Annotated in this window: 18 protein-coding genes and 3 pseudogenes; 11 read left to right on the plus strand and 10 right to left on the minus strand. The window is 62.2% G+C overall.

Annotation, left to right across the window (positions count from 1 at the left end; genetic code table 11):
• Positions 1-75 precede the first annotated feature (75 nt).
• The 4 genes and pseudogenes from AWB67_RS24250 to AWB67_RS24265 form a co-directional block, all read left to right on the plus strand.
• Positions 76-339: pseudogene (locus AWB67_RS24250) on the plus strand (alpha-hydroxy-acid oxidizing protein); the annotation flags it as partial.
• A 14-nt stretch (positions 340-353) separates the two neighbouring features.
• Positions 354-1433, plus strand: a complete 1080-nt coding sequence (locus AWB67_RS24255) for an enolase C-terminal domain-like protein (RefSeq protein ID WP_087658770.1) — start codon at positions 354-356, stop codon at positions 1431-1433.
• A gap of 92 nt (positions 1434-1525) precedes the next feature.
• Positions 1526-2875: an MFS transporter gene (locus tag AWB67_RS24260; protein WP_235025286.1), complete on the plus strand. Its 1350-nt coding sequence runs from the start codon at positions 1526-1528 to the stop codon at positions 2873-2875.
• A gap of 33 nt (positions 2876-2908) precedes the next feature.
• Positions 2909-4375 (plus strand): benzaldehyde dehydrogenase, encoded by a 1467-nt coding sequence (locus AWB67_RS24265; RefSeq protein WP_087658772.1) that lies wholly within the window; start codon positions 2909-2911, stop codon positions 4373-4375.
• Between the two features lie 31 nt (positions 4376-4406).
• Here the strand turns inward: AWB67_RS24265 and AWB67_RS24270 are convergent, their stop codons facing one another.
• Positions 4407-5618: a benzoate/H(+) symporter BenE family transporter gene (locus AWB67_RS24270; protein ID WP_235025287.1), complete on the minus strand. Its 1212-nt coding sequence runs from the start codon at positions 5616-5618 to the stop codon at positions 4407-4409.
• Positions 5619-5803: 185 nt separating this feature from the next.
• Here AWB67_RS24270 and AWB67_RS24275 point away from each other — a divergent pair, with 185 nt between their 5' ends.
• Both AWB67_RS24275 and AWB67_RS24280 read left to right on the plus strand, forming a co-directional pair.
• A complete protein-coding gene (locus AWB67_RS24275) occupies positions 5804-6868 on the plus strand; it encodes an aldo/keto reductase (RefSeq protein WP_087658773.1) in 1065 nt (354 codons plus the stop codon).
• A 13-nt stretch (positions 6869-6881) separates the two neighbouring features.
• Positions 6882-8927: a M3 family metallopeptidase gene (locus AWB67_RS24280; protein WP_087658774.1), complete on the plus strand. Its 2046-nt coding sequence runs from the start codon at positions 6882-6884 to the stop codon at positions 8925-8927.
• Here AWB67_RS24280 and AWB67_RS24285 read toward each other — a convergent pair.
• Positions 8918-10270, minus strand: coding sequence for a dicarboxylate/amino acid:cation symporter (locus AWB67_RS24285; RefSeq protein ID WP_087658775.1), 1353 nt, complete (start codon positions 10268-10270; stop codon positions 8918-8920). The two genes, AWB67_RS24280 and AWB67_RS24285, sit on opposite strands and share 10 nt — an antisense overlap.
• A 335-nt stretch (positions 10271-10605) precedes the next feature.
• On the opposite strand from AWB67_RS24285, the gene AWB67_RS24290 reads away from it, so the two are divergent.
• A complete protein-coding gene (locus tag AWB67_RS24290; RefSeq protein WP_087658776.1) occupies positions 10606-11394 on the plus strand; it encodes a COG4705 family protein in 789 nt (262 codons plus the stop codon).
• A gap of 17 nt (positions 11395-11411) precedes the next feature.
• On the opposite strand, the gene AWB67_RS24295 is transcribed toward AWB67_RS24290, so the two are convergent.
• Positions 11412-11645 carry a hypothetical protein gene (locus AWB67_RS24295; RefSeq protein ID WP_087658777.1) on the minus strand — a complete coding sequence of 78 codons (234 nt, stop codon included), beginning with the start codon at positions 11643-11645 and terminating at the stop codon, positions 11412-11414.
• A gap of 384 nt (positions 11646-12029) precedes the next feature.
• Here AWB67_RS24295 and AWB67_RS24300 point away from each other — a divergent pair, with 384 nt between their 5' ends.
• Complete coding sequence (locus tag AWB67_RS24300) at positions 12030-12578, plus strand: MgtC/SapB family protein (RefSeq protein WP_200822298.1); 549 nt, start codon at positions 12030-12032, stop codon at positions 12576-12578.
• Positions 12579-12912: 334 nt separating this feature from the next.
• Positions 12913-13068 (plus strand): hypothetical protein, encoded by a 156-nt coding sequence (locus tag AWB67_RS40880; RefSeq protein WP_159964917.1) that lies wholly within the window; start codon positions 12913-12915, stop codon positions 13066-13068.
• 82 nt (positions 13069-13150) lie between these two features.
• On the opposite strand, the gene AWB67_RS24310 is transcribed toward AWB67_RS40880, so the two are convergent.
• The gene (locus AWB67_RS24310; protein WP_327366412.1) at positions 13151-13429 is read right to left on the minus strand and encodes a type 2 periplasmic-binding domain-containing protein; all 279 of its coding nucleotides are present in this window, start codon (positions 13427-13429) and stop codon (positions 13151-13153) included.
• Positions 13430-13445: 16 nt separating this feature from the next.
• Here AWB67_RS24310 and AWB67_RS43395 point away from each other — a divergent pair.
• A pseudogene (locus tag AWB67_RS43395) lies at positions 13446-14133 on the plus strand (MFS transporter); the annotation flags it as partial.
• An 11-nt stretch (positions 14134-14144) separates the two neighbouring features.
• Positions 14145-14421: pseudogene (locus AWB67_RS24320) on the plus strand (Rieske 2Fe-2S domain-containing protein); the annotation flags it as partial.
• Between the two features lie 33 nt (positions 14422-14454).
• On the opposite strand, the gene tssE reads toward AWB67_RS24320, so the two are convergent.
• From tssE to tssK, 6 genes are all read right to left on the minus strand, one after another.
• On the minus strand, positions 14455-14880 hold the full coding sequence (gene tssE, locus AWB67_RS24325) for a type VI secretion system baseplate subunit TssE (protein ID WP_087658779.1): 426 nt from the start codon (positions 14878-14880) through the stop codon (positions 14455-14457).
• Positions 14877-17486, minus strand: coding sequence for a type VI secretion system ATPase TssH (gene tssH, locus AWB67_RS24330; RefSeq protein WP_087658780.1), 2610 nt, complete (start codon positions 17484-17486; stop codon positions 14877-14879). Before tssH ends, tssE begins: the two co-directional genes overlap by 4 nt.
• 59 nt (positions 17487-17545) lie before the next feature.
• Positions 17546-18031, minus strand: a complete 486-nt coding sequence (locus tag AWB67_RS24335; protein ID WP_087658781.1) for an Hcp family type VI secretion system effector — start codon at positions 18029-18031, stop codon at positions 17546-17548.
• 66 nt (positions 18032-18097) lie between these two features.
• Positions 18098-19714, minus strand: a complete 1617-nt coding sequence (locus AWB67_RS24340; RefSeq protein ID WP_087658782.1) for an OmpA family protein — start codon at positions 19712-19714, stop codon at positions 18098-18100.
• Positions 19711-20376 (minus strand): DotU family type IV/VI secretion system protein, encoded by a 666-nt coding sequence (locus AWB67_RS24345; RefSeq protein WP_235025290.1) that lies wholly within the window; start codon positions 20374-20376, stop codon positions 19711-19713. Before AWB67_RS24345 ends, AWB67_RS24340 begins: the two co-directional genes overlap by 4 nt.
• On the minus strand, positions 20373-21722 hold the full coding sequence (gene tssK, locus AWB67_RS24350) for a type VI secretion system baseplate subunit TssK (RefSeq protein WP_087658783.1): 1350 nt from the start codon (positions 21720-21722) through the stop codon (positions 20373-20375). Before tssK ends, AWB67_RS24345 begins: the two co-directional genes overlap by 4 nt.
• Positions 21723-22144: the final 422 nt, after the last annotated feature.

Genomic DNA, 22144 nt, shown 5'->3' on the forward strand with positions numbered 1-22144 from the left:
TAACAGGGGCACCGCCCCCGACCGTTGCGCGTAAACGTCAGGCCGCCGCGCCGCGCCCGGATATATGCAACAACGCCCCTCGATAGCGGTATCCGTCGTGGTTCCGACGTCGTCAAGGCGATCGCGCTCGGGGCATCCGCGGTGCTGCTCGGCCGCGCGACGCTTTATGGGCTGGCGGCGCGTGGCGAAAGCGGCGTCGACGGCGTGCTCGCGATACTGAAGGATGAGATCGATCGTACCTTGGCGCAAATCGGCTGTCCGACGGTTGGGCAGTTGTCGGCCGAGTTCCTGCAATCCGAACGTCCGGCGATCCACGCCAACGACTACGCACTCGTTTAAGAAGGGAGAGAAAGATGCCGGAGATTCGCATCAAGGGGATTCGTACGCGCGCGGTAAACGTGCCGCTGGAGTATCCGATACGCACGGCGGTGGGTGTCGTGGCTACGTCGCCGCTCGTTTTGATCGACCTGCATACCGATGCAGGCGTGACCGGCAGCGCCTATGTTTTCACATACACGCCGCTCGCGCTCAAGGCGGTTCAGCAGATGATCGATGGCCTGGCGAGCATCGTGGTTGATCGTCCGCTTGCCCCGATTCAGCTGGCACAAACGCTCGAGTCCCGCTTTCGCCTGCTCGGCAACACAGGGCTCGTGCGCATGGCATGCGCCGGCATCGACATGGCCGCGTGGGATGCGCTCGCAAGGGCACATGAGCTGCCCCTCGCGCGCTTCCTCGGCGGAGAAACGATCTCGCTGCCCGCCTACGACAGCCATAGCATGGACGACGTCGATCTCGGTCGAAAGCGAGCAGAGCAAGCCGTTCGTGCAGGCTTCAAAGCCATCAAGACGAAGATCGGTTATTCGAGCCTGGATCAGGACGTGAACGTGTTACGGAGCATTCGAGACGTCGTCGGTGACGGCGTTCAGATCATGGTCGATTACAACCAGGGACTCACGGTTCCGGAAGCGATTCGTCGCGGGCGTGCGCTGGATGATGAAGGCGTCGCCTGGATCGAAGAGCCGACCTTGCAACACGACTACACCGGTCACGCGAAAGTGCGAAGCGCTTTGAAAACGCCGATTCAGATGGGAGAAAACTGGTTCGGCCCCGATGAGATGAGCAAGGCGCTTTCAGCGAGCGCATGCGACTTCTGCATGCCCGATCTCATGAAGATCGGCGGCGTGACCGGCTGGCTGCGTGCTTCCGCGATAGCCGAGCAACATGGCGTTCCCATGTCGAGTCATATCTTCCAGGAATTCAGCGCGCATCTGCTGGCCGTCACTCCGACTGCACATTGGCTGGAACGGATGGATATCGCCGGACCGATCTGCGAGCCGTCGCTGACGTTCGAGGATGGCAAGGCTCTTTTCGGTGACCGGCCCGGCGCCGGCATCGTATGGCGCGAGAAGGAAGTCGAACGATTCATTGTCTGAGAAGCAGGCTGGCCGCAACGACATCCTGCCGTTACTCATCACGCAGCCTCCTTAAGAGAGGCGTCAATTCTTTAAATACGATGGAGACAAGCATGAACCCAAGCAGCTCTGGCGACGCCCTCGATGGCGCTCGCGTCAATTCGTTTCATCTGGTTATCATGTTCTGGTGCTCGCTGTTGATGGTCTTCGACGGCTACGACCTCGTGATCTACGGTTCGGTCCTTCCGGACCTGATGGCCGACTGGCACCTTCCTGCTGTTACCGCAGGGCTGATCGGTAGCGCCGCGCTGTTCGGGATGATGATCGGCGCACTGACGCTTGGAAGTCTCTCCGACAAATTCGGCCGGCGCATCGTCATTCTCACTTGCCTCGTCTTGTTCAGTGTCTCCGCGTTGGTCAACGGCTTTTGCACCACCTCGACTGAATTCGTGTTGTGCCGCTTCTTCACCGGCGTCGGTCTCGGCGGCATGGTTCCGAACATCGTCGCGCTGATGACGGAGATGTCGCCGAAGAGGAAACGCAACGTGATGGTGACGGTGATGCTCAGTTGCTTCTCGGTGGGCGGCGTGATCGCTGCGCTCACCGGCAAGGTCATCACGCCGCACTTCGGGTGGCGAGCCAACTTTTACGTCGCCGGACTTCCGCTCCTCGCGTTTCCGATCCTGTATCGCTGGTTGCCGGAGTCGCTCTCGTTTCTCGTGTTGAACAATCGCCTCGACGACGCGCGCAAAGTACTGCGCAAGCTTGCACCCGACTTCAAAGGGACGCCAGAGTCGCTGGCAATCGCAATGCGTGCCGAAATGACCGGTGGCAACCGCGCACGAGCACCCCAGTTGTTCACTGAGAGGCGCGCACTCAACACGCTGCTCATCTGGCTTTCTTTCGGCATGTGCATGCTGATGGTGTACGGCTTGAACACGTGGCTGCCCAAGCTGATGATCGCAAACGGCTACTCGATCGGCTCGAGCCTTAGCTTTCTGATCACGTTGAACGCGGGCGCGATTCTCGGCGGATTGGTGAGCGGACTGCTCGCCGACAAGTTCGGTGGCAAGCCGACGCTTATTCTCTTCTTCGCCGTCGCGGCGGTCTCCATCGGGCTTCTGGGTTTCCGTCAGAACGCGATCGTCTTGAATATTCTGTTGCTGCTCGCCGGCGCGACGACGATCGGAACGCTTTGCATCGTCCATGCGTTCGCGGCGCAGTTCTATCCGCCGCACATCCGGTCCACTGGCGTGGGTTGGGCAGCGGCCGCAGGGCGGTTTGGTGCCGTAGCCGGGCCGGCATTGGGCGGGTTTCTCGTGAGCGCGGGCTTGCCGGTCACGGTCAATTTCATGATCTTCGCCGTACCCGGAGTGATCGCGGCGATCGCCGTGACGCTGACTTCGTCGCGCGACGGCAAGTCCGTAGAACACTCGAAAGCCTCGGTTGCCATTGCGAAGTGATACGCGACCGCTCACATCAACAGACAGGATGACATGATGAATACGGCCAAACGAAACGATCAATGGCAAGGCAAGGTGTTTTCGGACGGATGGGTGGTGCCGGCTGGCGGGACTACCCCCGTCATCGAACCCGCGACGGGCGAGACGTTGGGACTTATCGGCGCGGGATCGCCGGCTGATATCGATCGCGCCGTGCAATCGGCAATGGTTGCGCAGCCTGCGTGGTCCGCGATGCCGTTCGACCAGCGCGCGGAAATCCTGCGCGAGGCGGCGCGGTTGCTCAAGGAGCGCGCTGCCGAGATCAATGAATGGAACGTACGCGAGTGCGGATCGACATACGCTAAAGCCGAGTGGGAATTGCATGCGACATACGAGCAGTTCCTGATGGCCGCGGCAATGCCGATGCAGCCGGACGGCGCGCTCTATCCGTCGGTCGTACCTGGCCGGATGAATCTCTCGCGGCAGGTGCCGATCGGCGTGGTGGGAGTCATCTCGCCCTGGAATTTTCCGATCATGCTTGCGATGCGATCGGTGGCGCCCGCGCTCGCGGTCGGCAACGCCGTCGTGCTGAAGCCGGACCCGCAAAGCGGCTTGGCGGGGGGCTTGCTCATGGCGAGCGTGTTCGAAGATTCAGGGCTGCCATCCGGCGTGCTGCATGTGATTCCCGGCGGCCCGCAGACCGGCGATGCGCTCGTGCGGCATCCGGACGTCGGCATGATTTCGTTCACCGGCTCGACAGCGGTCGGACGTTCGATTGGTGCCGTCTGCGGCGAGATGTTGAAGAAGGTGGCACTCGAACTCGGCGGCAACAACGCGCTAGTCGTGCTCGACGATGCGGATGTCGATGCGGCGAGTTCCAGCGGTGCGTGGGGATCGTTTCTGCATCAAGGGCAGATCTGCATGCAGACGGGACGCCATCTCGTCCACCGTTCGATTTACGAGGAGTACGTCGACAAACTGGCTACGCGTGCAAGCCAATTGAGCGTTGGTAATCCGCGGACTGGACAGGTACATCTCGGGCCGCTCATCAACGAAAAGCAAAGAGACAGGATCGACAGCATCGTCCGGGAAACGGTGTCTGCTGGTGCCAAACTTCAAGCGGGCGGGACGTTCACCGGGCTTTTCTATTCACCGACCGTACTGTCTGACGTGAAGCCCGACACGCCCGCGTTTCGTGAGGAGTTGTTCGGGCCGGTCGCTCCCATCACGGTGTTCGATACCGAGGATGAAGCCGTCGCTCTGGTGAATGGATCGCCCTATGGTCTGGCCGCCGCGATCCATTCCCGATCGATGTCGCGTGCGTTGTCGATGGCTTCGCGGATCAAGGCCGGCATGATCCACATCAACGATCAAACCGTGAACAACGAGTTCCATGTGCCATTCGGAGGGATGGGCGCTTCCGGAAACGGTGGCAGGTTCGGAGGACCGGCGAACTACCACGAGTTCACGCAGACACAGTGGGTCAGCCTTACCGACAAACCGATGATCTATCCGTTCTAGCGCTGCGCGCGCGGCGCGCTTGGACGGACGCCTATACTCGCTTCCGTCTATCCGCCGCTCCCAGGACGAGATGGGCCAACGATCCAATCACGATGCCCCAGAACGCGGACCCGAGCCCAAGAAAGCTCATGCCCGATGCCGTGGCGACAAAAGTAATGAACGACGCTTCCCGGTGCTGTTCATCCTGCACGAGCGCGATCAGGTTCGATAGCGTCGCGCCGAGCAGTGCGAGCCCGGCGAGCACCGCAACGAAGCCTTTGGGAAGCGCAGCAAAAAGCAAAACGACTGTCCCCGCAAAGATGCCGCCGAGCAGGTAAAAGAAGCCATTCGCGATGCCTGCGATGTAGCGTTTATTCGGATCGCGGTGTGCATCAGCGCCAGTGCAGAGCGCCGCGGTAATGGCGGCGATGACAACGGTAATCCCGCCGAACAGAGCGACGACCATCGATACCGCGCCCGTAATCATCAGGACGGGACGCGCGGGCGTCTGATAGCCGGATACTCTTAGAATAGCCAGCCCCGGAAGGAATTGACCAGTCAGGCTGACGAGCACCAGAGGCAACGCGAGACTGACAGTCGATTGCAAGGTCCAGTGCGGAATGATGAATTCAGGCCGCGTAATCTTGAGACTCACCGACTCGAAATGTGCCGTTCCGTGCACGACGGCAAAGATGCTGCCAAGCACCAGCACGACGATGAGCGCATAACGCGGAAGCAGCCGCCGGAAGATCACGTAGGCGGCCACCATGCCTAGCGCGAGCGCGGGATCGACGGAGACTGCCTTGAACACGCCGGTCGTGAATTGGAACAGGATGCCCGCCATCATCCCTGATGCGATGCCCGGCGGAATCTTTTTGATGACGAGGTCGAAGTAGCCCGATGCGCCAAGCGAGAGAATAATCAGCCCGGCGGTGATATATGCGCCGATCGCTTCGTTGAGCGGCAGCGCGGGAAACAGCGTAACCAGCAGTGCCGTGCCGGGCGCGGACCACGCGGTGATGATCGGCTGCTTGAGCAACCAGCTCAGCGCGATGCCGCAGATAGCCGATCCGATCGAGATTCCCCATACCCACGAGGCAACCATCGCGTTGCTGGCGTGAGCCGATCTCCCTGCTTCGAACAGGATCGCGAGCGGTCCCGCATAGGAGATGAGCACGGCCAACAGGCCGGCGGTGATTGCTGAAAGGGACCAGTCTTCCCGCAGGCTGCTGCCCTGCATCTGTTTTTGGCCGTCGAGGCTCATGGTTCGCATCGTCATGTAAGGAAACAGCGCACGCAACTCTACATCGAAATCGCTGCATCGTCCTCCTCCCCAGATGCGATTCTGCTTCGATGCGAACAAGCGCGTAATCTGTCGGCTTGGATGCATCGGCGGGGACCGGCGACGGTCTTCGAATCTCAGTCACTCACACGGGACGCTTCTCCATCATGGAATATCGACAACTCGGCCGCTCGGGCCTCAAGGTCTCCACCGTCACGCTCGGCACGATGACCATGGGCGGCAAGGGCAAGTTCGCTTACGTCGGCGACGTGGGCCTCGACGACGCGCGCCGCCAGATCGACATGTGCATCGACGCGGGCGTCAACCTGATCGATACCGCCGACGTCTATTCGAACGGCGCGTCGGAGGAGATCGTCGGCGAGGCGCTTGACGGCAAGCGCCGTGGCGGCGTGCTGATCGCGTCGAAGGCGCGCTTCCCCATGGGCGACGGCCCGAACGATCGTGGCCTCTCCCGTCATCATCTGGTGCGCGCTTGCGAGGCGAGCCTCAAGCGGCTCAAGACGGATGTCATCGATCTCTATCAAGTGCATGAGTGGGACGGCATCACGCCGCTCGAAGAAACGCTCGAAGCGCTCGACCTGCTCACGCGGCAGGGCAAGATTCGCTATGTGGGCTGTTCGAACTACTCGGGCTGGCATCTGATGAAAGCGCTGCACGTCAGCGAGCGCGATCGACTGCCGCGCTTCGTGAGCCAGCAGATCCACTACACGCTCGAAGCGCGCGAAGCCGAATACGAGCTTGCGCCGATCGCACTCGACCAGGGCCTGGGCATTCTCGTGTGGAGTCCGCTCGCGGGCGGGCTGCTGTCGGGCAAGCACCGGCGCGACACGACGCCCGAAGGCACGCGCCAGCTCGCCGGCTGGACCGAGCCGCCGATCCGCGATGCAGAGCGACTGTGGTCGATCGTCGATACGCTCGTCGAGATCGCGGGCGAGCAGAACGTGTCGGCTGCTCAGGTCGCGCTCGCGTGGACGCTCGGACGGCCGGCGGTGGCTTCGGTGGTCGTCGGCGGGCGCAACGAGGCGCAACTGCGCGACAACCTCGGCGCGGCCGATTTGAAGTTGACCGCCGATCAGCGCACGCGGCTCGACAACGTGAGCGCGCCGCCGCTGCTCTATCCGTACTGGCATCAGATGCAGACCGCGAGCGACAGACTCAGCCCTGCTGATCTGTCGCTGCTTGCACCGCATATCGATGCATCGCGCAAGTGAGAGGCACACCGACATGACAGGCCATAGCAATCCGCTGCTGCGCGACTGGCAAGCGTTGCCGCCCTTCGACGAGATTCGTGCGGAGCACTTCGCTCCTGCTTTCGCCGAGGTTTTCAAGCAGCATCTGAATGAAATCGATGCACTCGCCGACAACCCTGCCGCGCCCACGTTCGATAACACCGTCGCCGCGTTCGACGCAGCAGGCGCAACGCTTGATCGCGTGCGGTTGACGTTCGAGAACCTGTGCTCGTCGGAAGCGCCGCCTGCGTTGCAAGCGGTCGAGCGCGAAATGGCGCCGCTGCTCGCCGCGCACGACAGCAGGGTCACGCTGCACGCCGGTTTCTTCGCAAGGCTCGATACGATCCACCGGCAAGCCGCCACACTCGATTTGAGCGAAGAGCAGCAGCGTCTGCTGCAACGCCTGCATACCGATTTCGTGCGCGCGGGCGCCACGCTGCAAGGCGCCGATCGTGAGCGCTTTGCGGCCATCGCGACGCGGCTCGCCGATCTTCAGACGCAGTTTGCGCAGAACGTCCTTGCCGACGAAGCCGCCTACCAGTTGCGGCTTTCATCCGAAGCCGACCTCGCCGGTCTGCCCGAATTCCTGCGCCAGGCCGCACGTGGCGCCGCGCAGGAACGCCGCGTGGATGGCTACGTCATCACGCTCGCGCGTTCGCTGGTGCAGCCGTTCCTCACGTGGTCGTCGCGTCGCGATCTGCGCGAAGCGGCGTGGCGCGCGTGGACGAGTCGCGGGGAAACAGCGGCGCGCGACAACCGTCCGCTCGCGCGCGAAATCCTGGCGCTGCGGCAACAACAGGCGCGCCTGCTCGGCTACGACCACTACGCCGACTACGCCCTGGCCGATCGCATGGCGGGAAGTGCCGCCGCGGTTCATGAATTGCTTGCACAGGTGTGGGAACCGGCGAAGGCGAGCGTCGAAGAGGAATTGAAAGCGCTCGCCGCGCACGCCTCCGCACTCGGCGAGCCGACCGACATCGAGCCGTGGGACTGGTATTACCTGGCGGAAAAAGTACGCGCGGATCGCTTCGCCCTCGACGATTCGCAAGTGAAGCCGTACTTCAGCCTCGATGCGATGCAGAACGCGATGTTCGATTGCGCGAGCCGGCTGTTCGGTCTGGAGTTCGTCGAGCAGCGGGGCGTGCCGCTGTATCACCCGGACGTGCGCCTGTGGGAAGTGCGCCGGGGAGGGGAGCGCGTGGGCGTTTTCATCGGCGACAACTACGCGAGGCCGAACAAGCAAGGCGGCGCGTGGATGAGCGTCTATCGCAGGCAAAAGCGCGATGCCGGCGGCGGCAACGTCGAGCCGATCGTCGTGAACAACACCAACTTCTCACGCGTCGAAAACGGCCCGACGCTGCTCGGTTTCGACGACGTGCGCACGCTGTTTCATGAATTCGGCCACGGCCTGCACGGCTTGCTATCCGACGTCACGTATGGGCGGCTTTCGGGCACGAACGTGCCGCGCGATTATGTCGAGCTGCCGTCGCAATTGATGGAGCACTGGGCCACCGTGCCGGAAGTGCTCGCGAAGCACGCACTGCATGTAACGACTGGCGAGCCGATTCCCGGCGTGCTGATCGAGCGCATCAGGGCCGCGCAGACTTTCAATCAGGGGTTCGATACGGTCGCGTACACATCGTCGGCGCTGATCGACATGGCGCTCCATTCGCAGAAAGACGCTGATGGTATCGATATCGCGCGGTTCGAAGCCGAGGAGCGCGAGCGTATCGGCGTGCCGCGCGAAGTGGGCATGCGTCATCGCTTGCCGCACTTCGGGCACATCTTCAGCGGCAGCTACTATGCGGCCGGATACTACGTGTACATGTGGGCGGAAGTGCTCGAAGCCGATGCATTCGATGCATTCGAAGAAGCCGGCAACGCGTTCGATCCCGCGCTCGCGGACAGACTGCAACGCCACGTGTACAGCGCGGGCGACAGCCGCGAGCAACGCGCCGCGTATCGCGCGTTTCGCGGCCGTGATCCGCGCGCCGAATCGATGTTGCGCAAACGCGGCTTGCTGGCGAAAGATCAGACGTGATCCGATCGCGGTCCCGATGCCGCGACGGGCATCACCTCGTCGGTGCGGTCGAACACTTTTTCGGGCTCGTCGGCTTCTTCGGGCGTTTCGTTGTCGAGGACTCTGCGCATCCTGTCTTCGTCGAGTTCGTGAGTCCACTTGGCGACCACGAGCGTCGCCACCGCATTGCCGATGAAATTCGTCAGCGCGCGCGCCTCGGACATGAACCGGTCGATGCCGAGAATCAGCGCGAGTCCTGCGACGGGTACGTGTCCGACCGCGGCGAGCGTTGCCGCAAGCACGATGAACCCGCTGCCCGTCACACCGGCGGCGCCTTTGGACGTCAACAGCAACACGGCCAGCAGTGTGAGCTGATGCGTGAGGTCGAGTGGTGTGTTGGTCGCCTGCGCGATGAAGATGGCCGCGAGCGTCAGGTAGATCGACGTGCCGTCGAGGTTGAACGAATAGCCCGTAGGAATCACGAGCCCGACCACCGATTTTTTCGCGCCGAGATTCTCGAGCTTGACCATCACGCGAGGCAAAGCCGCCTCCGATGACGACGTGCCCAGCACGATGAACAGTTCTTCCTTGAGATACTTGATCAGCTTGAGCACGCTGAAGCCGTGAAACCGCGCTATCAGCCCGAGCACGACGAAGATGAACAGCAGGCAGGTGGCATAGAACGTCAGCATCAGCTTGCCGAGCGAGAGCATGCTGCCGATGCCGTACTTGCCGATAGTGAAGGCCATCGCGCCGAACGCGCCGATCGGCGCCACTTTCATGATGATACCGACGATGCCGAAGAACACATGCGAGATCTTCTCGACGAAGTCGAAGACGAGCGTGCCCCGGCCGCCGAACTTGTGCAACGCGAAGCCGAACATCAGCGCGAATAGCAGAACCTGAAGTATCTCGCCCTTGGCGAACGCGTCGACGACGGTCGAGGGGATGATGTTCATCAGGAACTCGGTCGTGCTCTCCATCTTGCGACCGCTGGTGACGGTGGCGACCGCCTTGGCGTCGAGCGTCGAAGGATCGACGTTCATGCCGGCGCCCGGCTGCACCAGGTTGACGATCACGAGCCCCACCACGAGCGCGATGCCGCTGACGATTTCAAAATAGAGCAGCGCAAGCCCGCCGGTCTTGCCGACCTTCTTCATGTCCTCCATGCCGGCAATGCCGACCACGACCGTGCAGAAGATGATCGGAGCGATGATCATCTTGATGAGCTTGATGAAGGCGTCGCCGAGCGGTTTCATCATTTCTGCGGTGTGCGGCGCAAAAAATCCGAGCAGAACGCCGGCGATGATCGCGACGATCACCTGAAAATAAAGTGATCTGTAAAGCGGTTTGTGCGCTGCCATTTGAGCCCCCAAACAGTCACTTCGGTCGTCGTCAGCGCCCTCACGCGGGCGGCCATCGCGATACCGGTCGATCAGACATTATCTGCTTACCGGATCATTACGAAGGCTAGGCTTCCCGTTCGTCGGCGGCAACCGGGCAAACCCGAGGGTGCGTTGCAGCAAAAAGTTCGCAAGAGGGGGCGTTCTCGGGCGATTCGTCAAAAGGCGCAGCGCCTTACAAAGCCACTACGTGCTTAAGCCGCTCATAAGCTTCGGCTCGCTATGCTCCGTGGCACTCGCTTTTTTGAACGCCGTAAGCGTGATTGACCACCGATCGCCACTCACAGGAATTCGACATGACCAAAGACGCACATACCGCAACCGAATATGCCCTAAGCAAAGTCCCCCAGATTACCCTGGGCTTTTGGGTCATCAAGATCGCCGCCACGACGCTCGGCGAGACGGGCGGCGACTGGGTGACGATGTCGTTGAACCTCGGCTATCTGATCGGCTCGGCAATCTTCACGTTGTTCTTCATCGTGCTCGTCTCTGGGCAGATCAAGGCCGATCAGTTCCGCCCGTTCCTCTATTGGGCAACCATCGTCGCCACGACGACGCTCGGCACGACGATGGCTGATTTCGCCGATCGATCGCTCGGTGTCGGCTATCCCGGCGGCGTCGCGATCATTCTGGTGCTCCTCGTCGCGAGCCTTGCGATCTGGTACCGGACCGAAGGCGACGTCTCCGTTCAAAGCATCACGACGCCCAAGGCCGAATGGTTCTACTGGATCACGATCCTTCTTTCGCAGACGCTCGGCACGGCGCTCGGCGACTGGCTGGCCGGCGACGATCGCGGCGGGCTCGGGCTTGGCTACGCATATGGTGCGCTGATCTTCGGGGCGTGTCTGGTGGTGGTCGCCGTGCTCTATTTCCGCACGGCGATATCGCGCACGGCGCTCTTCTGGGCCGCTTTCATCCTGACGCGGCCGCTTGGCGCGACGCTCGGCGATTTTCTCGACAAGCCCGTCGCGCAGGGCGGCCTGCATGTCAGCCGGCTGTACGCTTCGCTGATCCTGCTTGCGTTCATCGTCGTCAGCGTGGCGCTGATTCCGCAGCGGGCCGCGCAGAAGGCCGAGCCGGTTTGAGCAGACGCGTTACAGCCTTATCGGCCGAAGAAGACGTTGCACTGCGGGTCCGAACGGCATGGCCGTGACTGGTATCGTCCCATTTGTTTCTGGGTGTCCGGTACCGCTCCGTACGACGTGTCCGGGGTCGACTGGCTCGTTGCTGCGGCGTTGGTGGGATCGGCGGCGCCGGGCTGGCCTTGGGCGTACGCCGTCCCCGTCAAGGCGAACAAGCCGAGCGCGGCTGTCGCCAAAATCTGTGCTGATTTCATGTTAGCTCCTTGGATACACGCGAGTGCGGACCGCCAAAGACGGTTCATGATGTCGATATGACGGGTTATATAAAGGGGTTCGCATCCGGCACGCGCAGGGCATGGCACGGTGCGAACCTCGTACGTGGGACATCTGCGCGGCGGTCGCCGGACAGGGCAGAGAGGCGTGCGAAATCGGTAAAAGCCGATTCGACTTCGTGAGTCGTTCGGTGCGGCAAGAAAGCGGTCTGCCTTTACGTTATAGACCGTCCGAATGCTTGGTGTGAGGAATTGCGCCTGGCGCCTCGCCGGTGGCAAAGAACGGGCGGCGCGGAGACTAGCAGGTCGCTGAAAAGTATCGTGATCCTGGTATGGGAAGACACACGAACGCAGCGCACGCAACCGATGCTATCGTTCCTGCCATCCGTCGTCATCGAAAAGGAGAGGCTCGTGAGCGCATGGCTGCATCAAGTGTGGTCAACGGTGCAGCGCGAGTTTTCGGATCTGAACGACACGGAGGACGTGACGCAAGTCGTCCTCCGGCTGGGTCTCGCGCTCGTGCTCGGCGGTGTGCTCGGTTTCGAGCGCGAAATGGCGGGCCGGGACGCGGGCTTGAGGACGCACATGCTGGTGTCGGTCGGCGCGGCGCTCTTCGTGCTTGTGCCGCTCCAGTCGGGCTTCTCGCAGGAGAACATGAGCCGCGTGATTCAGGGACTCGTGTCCGGGATCGGCTTTCTCGGCGCCGGTGCGATCATCAAGCTGAGCGCCGAGCGCGAAGTGCGAGGGCTCACGACGGCGGCGAGTCTTTGGGTCAGCGCGGCCGTCGGGATGGCGGCGGGCTTGGGGCGCGAGGCGACCGCGATTCTCAGCGTGGCGATCGCGCTAATCATTCTTTCGGCGGCACGGGTGCGCAGGCCGGCGGAGTCGTCGGAGACATCGGAGCCGCCGAAATGATCGAATGACGAGTTCAGCGACGGTACGTGAGTCGCGCCTCTTCGAACTCGTGCAGCACTTCCCTCTCTTCGACGCACGAACTCCGGCTTCGAGCGTCGGCGCATCTCTGAAGCCCCTTGTCCTGCGTCCAATCGTTCGCTGCGATGACGTCGCGCGCTAATGTCTGCTGCTGATCGCCTTTGGACTGATCCCGGCGGAGCGAATTACGCGTGTTTTGATTAGGGTTTATACTTATATACATCTGTGAGCGTTCCAGAGCGAGCGCGATGGCGCCCTTTTTGCGCCCGCATCAGCACATCTGTTGCCGAAGAAACATATTTAGAGGTATCACGCCATGAAATCGCTTTTTGCCATAGTCATCTGGGCTACTGTCCTGACTCCTGTCGTCACGGGCTGGATTCCGAGAATCCGCGCATCGGTGCTGGAAGCACTGCAAGTGCGCGCCGAGGTCAGTGAAATCATGGCCGAAGCGTATCGTCGCCAGCGCTAGGCTCACGCGCAGCCAGGCAAGCAGGGGCGACGCAATGTCGCCCTTCGTCGAGCAGTTTTTAACACAGCCCGACGCGGCGACGTTATTCATACACCCGCTCTGCATCGAGCCCCACCTTCGCGCACAGCCAGTCGCAGAAGCACTTCACCTTCTCCGTGTTGCGTTCGTTTACGCGATACGACAAAAAATGCATCTCCCGGGCGAGCGGCTCGAAAACTTCCGCACCGAGCTCGACCAGTTCTCCAAGCGACAGCCCGCGCTCGGCGAGCCGCGTAGTTTCGAGCGCGACGCCCATGCCGTCTACCGCTGCTGATATCGCGAGCGCGCCGCGATCGAACGACGGCCGCGCGCGCGGTGGCAACGCAAGTCCGAATCACATGAACGGGTCGCACGGCATCGCCGGCTGGCAGTGGCTCTTTCTGCTGGAAGGTATTCCGACGGCGATCGTCGGGCTCATCGCGTTCTTCTATCTCGACGACAAGGTCGCCGATGCGAAATGGCTCACCGGTTCGCAGAAGGCGATGCTCGAAGCCAACCTGAGGGAAGAGCAGCCCGCCCACGCGCTGCATTCGGTGAAGGACGGCCTCATGCATCCGAAGGTGCTGCTGCTGAGCCTGATCTACTTCTTCTTCACGATGGGCCGTACGGCGTGAGCTTCTGGCTGCCGACACTCGTGAAGGCGAGCGGCGTGGCCGATCCGCTGGACATCGGCCTGCTTTCCGCGATTCCGTATGCGGCGGCGGCTGTGTCGATGCTGCTCGTCAGCCAGAGTTCGGACGCACGCGGCGAGCGTCGCTGGCATCTGGCCTTGCCGGGCGTGGTCAGAGCGGCGGGATTGTGCGCGAGCGTCGCGTTCGCCGATTCGACGCCGATCTCGCAGTTCCGGGTGCTACCGCCCGCGATCCTGAGCGGCGCTGCGGCCGTCGCGGGACGCGCGCTGGCGAACTCGATCGGCAGCGTTTCCGGGGTCGTCAGTCCGTATGTGATCGGACTGATCCAGACTGGCACGGGATCGACGGTTAACGGGTGCTCGGGTTGGCGGTGAGCCTGATCATCGGCAGCGTTGCCGGCCACGCCCCAAACTCACCGAAACCGGCCCAAACACGCCGATGGGCGTACATGCGCGCGTTCTGGCATCCCGTGTGCATGTCGATCGAACTGACGGACACGCCGCGCTTTCTGAAGATCCTCGGCGAGAAGCTGGTGGCGTTTCGCGATGGCAGCGGACGCATCGGCGTGCTGCACGCGCATTGCGTGCATCGCGGCGCGTCGCTGAAATATGGCGCGATGCAGGAACGCGGCATCAAGTGCTGCTATCACGGCATGGTCTTCGACGTGGACGGCACGTGTATCGCGTGCGCGAAGCAAGGTGCTTGTGCTTGATCTTTAATCGGCATCGGCGCGTCGGCGCCATTCCAGCCGCGTGCGTCCTTGAGGTTCGTAGTGTGTGCCGAAGCGCACGAGTCCATGCTTCCTCAGATGGCACGTCATTTCATAGCTCACGAGCATGCCGCTCTCCGTCGGCAGCACTTCGAGGTCGATCGAACGGATGCGCGGCTCGTAGACAAGTAACGTCGCCTCCATCTGCGCCTTGAGTTGATGCGCGGACGCCGGCAGGTTCCGGTAGATCGTGCTCAGATCGGGCAGGCCATAGTCCGGCAGATGCTTGAGCGTACCGGCGCGCGTGTTCAGGATGCGCTGCAAATTCTCCAATACGCTCAGGATTTCCAGCGTGTCGTTGTCGTGGCCTTCGAGTGGTTCTCCGTCGATGTGGCCGAGCAGCATGTCGTAGAGCGATGGCCCGATCGTCATGCAGTGCTGCCTGCTTCCTCGAACTCTACCGCGATGCCTTCGTCATCGGAGAACGAGAGGCGCACGCCTGTGCATTCATGCTGAGTGGCGGCGCGTGCGAGCAACTCGCGCGCGAGTACCGGCAGGATCTGCTGGTCGAGCAGACTGTCGATATTGCGCGCTCCCGTGTCGGGCAACTGACAGGCGCGCACGAGTTCGCAGATCAATGCGTCATCGCAGACGAACGGTACGTTGAAGCGCCGCTCGATGCGTCTTGCCACTTTATCGAGTTTCATCCGCAAGATCGATGCCATCGCATGAGTCGACAAGGGGCGATAGACCACCGTCTGAAACCGCGCGAGCAGCGCCGGCTGAAAGTGATCGACGAGCAACGGACGGAGCAATTCCATCAGCATGGCAGTGGTCGGCACGCCCCCGGGCGCGCTCGCTGCCATGATCTCCTCGCTGCCGAGATTGGACGTCATCAGGATCACGGTATTGCGAAAATCGATCACACGGCCTTCGCCGTCTCGCATGAATCCGCGATCGAACACTTGATAGAACAGGTTCAGCACATCGCGGTGCGCCTTCTCGACTTCATCGAGCAGGATGACGGAGTACGGCCGTTGACGCACGGCTTCGGTCAGCACGCCGCCTTGCCCATAACCCACATAGCCCGGCGGTGAGCCCTTCAGTTGCGATACCGTATGCGCTTCCTGATACTCCGACAGATTGATCGTGACGAGTGAACGCTCGCCGCCGAACATGAGATCGGCAAGGGTACGGGCGGTTTCAGTCTTGCCGACTCCCGACGGCCCCACGAGCAGAAACACGCCGAGCGGCGCTTCCTCCGGCGTGAGCCCCGCCTTCGCGGCGCGCAGGCTCTTGCCGAGCGTTGCAAGCGCATCGTCCTGGCCGACCACGACGCGTCCGAGTTGCGACTCCAGGTCGAGCAGCGTAGCGAGTTCATCGGACAGAAGGCTGCCGGCCGGGATACCGGTCCAGTCGGCGATGACGCGGGCGATCGCCGCTTCATCGACCTCCGCGTGGATCAGAGCGTCCGCGCCGTGTTGCGCAATGGCCGCGTGCGCCCGCGCGATCGATTTCTGTAGATCGCGTCGCGCGGATTCATCGGTAGCCGCGAGCCATTCTTCGCGGCGTTCGATGAGTGTTTTAACTGCGGCCTTCTGCTCGCCGACCGCGCATTCAAGCCGTTCGAGTTCGATCGCGAGCGCCGCAAGCCTCGCATCGATCGCGGTCAATCGCTCGCTCACGTCCGCCGATGTCGCGCCTTGATCGCGCACGAGCGCCGTGCGTTCGACTTCCAGCGCCGCGCGCTCCGCCATGAGGGTCGACATCGCGACCGGCGTCGCTTCCATGCTCATCTTCACGCGTGCGGCCGCGGTATCGAGCAGGTCGACGGCCTTGTCGGGCAACTGGCGCCCCGTCAAATAGCGGCGTGACAGACGCACCGCCGCGCCGACCGCCGCATCCGTTATATGCACGCCGTGGTGCTGCGCATAGCGCTCTTTCAAGCCGCGCAGCATGAGGCAGGCGCGCGCGTCGTCGGGTTCGTCGACTTTGACCATCTGAAAGCGCCGTTCGAGCGCGGCATCGCGTTCGAAATACTGTTTGTACTCGGACCACGTCGTCGCGGCTATCGTGCGCAACTCGCCGCGCGCGAGGGCGGGTTTGAGCAGGTTCGCGGCGTCCGCGCCGCCCGCTGTATTGCCCGCGCCGATCAGCGTGTGCGCTTCGTCGATGAAGAGCAGGATCGGCGTCGTGGAGTGCTGGACGGCTTCTATCACGTTCTTCAAGCGCTGCTCGAATTCGCCCTTGACGCCCGCGCCCGCCTGCAACAAACCGAGATCGAGCGTGAGCACGCTGACGTTGCGGATCACGGCGGGCACGTCGCCTTCTGCAATCTTGAGCGCAAGACCTTCGACCAGCGCCGTCTTGCCGACGCCCGGCTCGCCGACGAGGATCGGGTTGTTCTTGCGGCGCCGCGCGAGTATATCGACCATCTGACGAATCTCGACGTCGCGGCCGAACACGGGATCGATCTTGCCATCGCGTGCCTTTTGCGTGATGTCGATGGTGAAGCGTCGTAGCGCTTCGGATTCGGGTTGCGGCTCCGCTGACGCAGCAAAAGACGCTTCAACCGACACCCGATCGAGCTCGCCGCGCAGCCGTTCGATCTGGGTCGCGGACACGGAGAGCAAAGGCCACGCATCGGGCGCGCGCAAGAGATGAGGTGCGTCGGCGAGCGCCGCGAGTAGATGAGCGGAACGGATCGATGGCGAGTCGCCTTCGAGCGACGCGCGCACCCACGCCGCCTCGAGCCACACTCCAAGCCGTTGCGATAGCCCCGGTTTGCCGCGCAATTCGTGCGGTAACCGATCGATGGCGGCAAGCAAACCGTTCCAGATTGAGTCGACGTCGAGCTCATAGCGTCGCAGGATCGCGACGAGATCGCCATCGCCCAGTTCGAGCAACTTGATCAGCCAGTGCTCGACATCGAGATCGCGGTGCGCGCGCGTTTCGCACAGGCTGGCCGCAGCGGCGAGCGCGCGGGCGCAATGATCGTTGAGACGGCGCAGGTACGGGGAAAAGTCGCGTTGGGTCATGGCGAAAAGGGCAAGGATGGCGTCGGTCCGCGCGCGGCGGACCGACGATAAGAAGGCTGTTACGAGCGCTCGTTCCAGCTATCGGTGTGGATGATGTTGCCGTCCTTGTATGACCACGTAATCTTCTCGTAGCGCAGTTCGATGTCTTCGAGATGGTTGTGCTTCTCGAACGACGGGTTCTTGATGTCGAGCATCTTCGGCTTCACTGCGACGACCTTCACGTTGTCGAGCTTCGTGTTGAAGTACTCCTCCTCCTTGCCCGCATCGTCGATCTTGTACCACTTGATCTCAATCGACTTCAGCGTCTGCCCGCTCGTGACGGCCTTGTAGAGATACGGCGTGGAGGCGTCGGTTTCCTTCGTGAAGGTGATCGGCGCATGCACGCGCGTGCCGGTCAGCTTGCCCGTGTTGTTGTCGGTCGGAATGTTGACGCCGTGATTGAACTCGACGATTTCGACACTGCCTTCGCGTCCATTGACCGTGACCGAGCCCTTGATGTCGGCGCCGCCATCGTCCTTGATCCACATGTATGCCGGAATAGCCATTTCTATTTCTCCTTGGTGGGTTGCAGCAAAAGTCCCGAAGCGCCTTGCTTCGGGGAGGATTCGGGTTCACGGAACATCCGGAACCAGCGTGATCTCGACGCGCCGGTTGCGCGCGCGGCCTTCAGGCGAGCGGTTGTCGGCGATGGGGCGCGTGTCGCCGTAGCCCTGAATCGCGAACGCCGATGCGGGCGTCGCGGACGCTGCCATCAGCCAGTCGCGCACGGCGCTCGCGCGTGCGATCGACAGGAGTTGGTTGCTTGCGGCATCGCCGATGTCGTCAGTGTGGCCGGCGATGAGGATTCGTTCGCCGCGCTGTGCGTTGATCATTTCCAGCGCGCTGACCAGCGCGCGCGTCGAGCCGGGATTGAGTTGCGCGGGACCGCTGTCGAAGAGCGACATGCTGTCGAGCGTGATGATCGAAGGCCTCGGTTCGTACGACGCAATTGTCTGGTTGAGCACAGGCAACAGCGCCGCGCCGCGATACATCCCGAAGCTCAGGCGCAGTGGTACGCCTGTGCGCTCGTGTCGATCGAGCCGGTCTCGATCAGCGATGAGCGCGGAAAATGCTTCGCGACGCGCGGCGTCGTTGCTGGCAGGCGTGCTTGCATAACGCGTGAGGTTCACACCGATCTGATCGATGAGCGCCCGATTGTTCTTCCCTGCGCCCCAGCACGCGAGCGCCACGGCGCAGGCGAGTATCGCGATCGCGTGGGCGAATGCGCGCAGACGCGGCGGAACCCACGCGCGTTCTGGACATGCCTCGATCAGCGGCTCAGGCAAGGACCACGGTGTCTCCGATCCGGTGAGCGGTGGCAGGACGAGATGCGTGAGCGATCGCAAATGCGCTAGCCATGGCGAAGCGGGCTGGCTCGCGGCGCCGCAGTCGATCCAGGCCGCGCCGTGCAATAGCCACGGTGCGGCGGGCTGGCGAGGGTCCTGCAGCACGCCGTTGACGTACCGCCAGGTCCAGTCGATCAGCGACGCAAGACCCGCAGCGCGTGGTTCATGCCGCTCAGCTTCGGCTGCGTGGATGACGGCGTCGAACTGGCTGACCGCTGTTAGCGGCGCTTCGGCGGACAGGCCGTACCAATGCGGAGTCGGGCCGTTCTCTTGCGTGAGCCGCTGATACACCGCCAGATAGCCCGGCACGCGCGTACCGAGCAAGCGCGTCGTATCGCTGAGCGCCTGCCGATGCACGCGCAGCATCTGCGTGAGCGAGTCGTGCGTGTGGACATCGGGCGCGAGCGTCAGCACGACGCCATCGAGCGGACGATCGCCGCGCCACGCTCTCGCTGCGAGCGCGAGATCGGGCAGGTGGCGCGGCTTGTCCACGCGCATCCAGATCGAGCTCGCGCCGACATGGACGTTTCGTCCGTTCGCGAAGAGATGTGCGAGCGCATCGCCGAGCACCATGACGAGCGGCATGCGAGAGCGCAGTTCATCCGGCAGATCGCTGACCGCCCGCGATGTGCCGAGCGCTGACAACGTCGCGGCGTTCTGTTCCAACGCGCGCCGCACGCGCATCGTGTGCCACGCGATCAGGGCCGCAGCGGTTACGACTATCGCGAACGTGACACTCCACGCGATGCCACGGCTCAATGGCAGGACCGCGAGCACGACAGGCACCGCGAGTAGCGCGGCAAATACGACCAGCGCGCGGAACGGGTAAGCGTGGGTGTTCATTTCGTTCTGGCGGCGAGCAGGCGCGAGACTTGGGCATCGAGTGCATGCCCACAGGCGAACCAGACGAGAGCCGCCACGACGCACGCAAGCCCTGCAATGGCCCACGGCGAAACGTGCCGCAGCGAGCCGAAGCGATTGCCGCCGCCGGTATCGATGATGAAGTTCGGTTGCGCAGCCGGCCGCGCTTTGGCGATCTGTGCATTGAGTGCCTTCATCAACGCAGCGCGTTCGTGCTCGTTATCGTCACGCGCGTAGCGTCCACGAAAACCGAGGCCCAGTATCGCGGCATAGCATTCGAGCAGTTCAATGTTCGACGGCGTTTCGCGCATGCGCACCGCGAGTCGTTCATAAATCTCTTCGCCGGCGTTGTGATTTCCCGAGCGTTCGACCTGCAGCGGATAAGCATCCCATTGCGAGCGTCCGTCGAGTGAAAGGTGCTTCATCGCCATCTCGTCGAGTAGCCCGCATTGCGCATGGACCGCGTCTTCCTTCACGTCGCGCGGAACGTGGCGGGCTTCGAGCGATGCATCGAATTCGTGAACCAGATGCAGACAGCGTGTGCGCAGGTTCGGCACCGAATCGGTCGTAGCTCCTTGCGCAAGCAGCGATACCTGCAGCGCGGTGTCGCGCAGCAGGGCGCGCATCGTGGATGCTTCGCTCATGACGTCAGCACCGCGTAGAGCTCGAGCGATGCCTCCGGCACGGAAGCCGGCAGATAGAGCTGGCAGGCGCGTGCGGCGAGCATGCGCGCGTGTGCGGGATCGCTGGCATCGAGGGCGAAGTACTGGTTTTCGAGGCGCACCGGAATCGCGGCCGGCACCCGTTGCACCGCTTTCAAAGGGATGCCGGCAAGCGCCGAGTTGACGATGTGTTCGATATCGTCGGGCGAGCCGATCTTGCAGAGCTTCGGAATCTGCTCGATGAGCTGGAACGCGGGCAACGCGGCATTCACCGACAGGTAATAGTCGGCGCCTTCGAGCAGACGGTCGTCCTTGAACTGACCGGTCCAGGACGTCGCGCTCTTGTGCGTCAGGCCAATCGGAATGACGCGCGACGGAATGATCGCATCGAGCAGGTCGCGGATCAGCGCTTCGAGCGTCGTGAATATCTCATCCTGCTTCGTGTGTTCATACGGCGGGATGGCGGTGAGCGCCGTGCCCGTGGAGAAGGTCATCAGCGCGCCGGTCAACGTCGCCAGCACGTCGTACAGGCGCTCTGGCGGCTGGTTCGGATGCGTGCCGAGAAACGACAGCCGCGGCCAATGTGTATGCATGCAGTGCAGCAGCCAGAAGAGCGAAACATCGGCGACACCGAACTCCGCGATCTGGTCGATGCGTTCGCTGCGTCGCGCGGCGAGGGCCGTGCTCTTTGCGAGCAGGATGTCCGAAAGACGCGCGACGCGTTTCCGATGGCGTTCATGCGCGACGAGCGTGAGGCACGGCGGCACGAACGCGCGGTCCAGCTCGAACTGGCCGCGCGCACCGCGCACGAGCCGTGCGATCGGGCACACGACATCGTCCGCATGCGGCTCGAAATCGAATAGCAGATGCACGGCCTGACGTTCGACCGACAACTCCTCGACGCCGGTTCCGTTCAGGTCGGGCACTTCCACGAACTCGCGAAAATAGCGACGCGGACGCGAAAGCGTTTCGTCGCCGAAGCGGCAGTTGCTGCCGTCGGCGTTCAGCAGCGGCAGCGCCGCGAGCACGGTCACGCTTTGCACGTCGGCAGCGATGTCGCGCGAAAGATCGCGGGGACGGGGCAGCACATCGGCCACCGACGTATCGACGAGCGTTCCATCCGGGAAGCGCAATTTCAGGCGCGTGAGCGTGAGCCGGTTCGCGGTGAGCGTGTCTTCGTCGAGTCGAACATCGATGATTCCCCAAGGCTCGGCGATGGCGAGCGACGCAAATTGCCGGTTTGCCGCATTAAGCCATTGTTCCTGTTGCTGAAAATGCTGTGGCGTGAGAATCAGCCCCTCGTGCCAAAGCGGCTTGAAAGTCCGCATAACGACTAATCGCTTATTTTTTGGTTTATCGAATAATGGGCATTTTAAACATGAACCATGCGGACTCGTCTATTATTGAGATAAATATCACGATTCTGGATGCGTCTCCAAATGTTCGGAGCATGTATCTTATTTAAGATATTTTGAGGGTGTGTCTGAGATGTTCTGTGACTTAGGAGCTCTCTGGCTACTCGCCCAGGCTTGATGACCGGGCGATTTCTGCGCCTCAAGACGGTAAGCCCTTAGGCAGCTTGGACAGCATTTAAAAAAAGCGAATTATCTCGAAATTATTTTTGTTTCATCTCAATATAATCAATGTCTTTGCGCTTGACGAAAGTTGGCTTCGCCTGATCTAATAAAAATAAAAAGGAGTGCAGCAACGATTCTCCCGCGATTTCGCAACGACGCAGGTTATTTTTAAA

The sequence above is a fragment of the Caballeronia terrestris genome (genome assembly GCF_001544515.1).
GTDB classification, from domain to species: Bacteria; Pseudomonadota; Gammaproteobacteria; order Burkholderiales; family Burkholderiaceae; genus Caballeronia; species Caballeronia terrestris.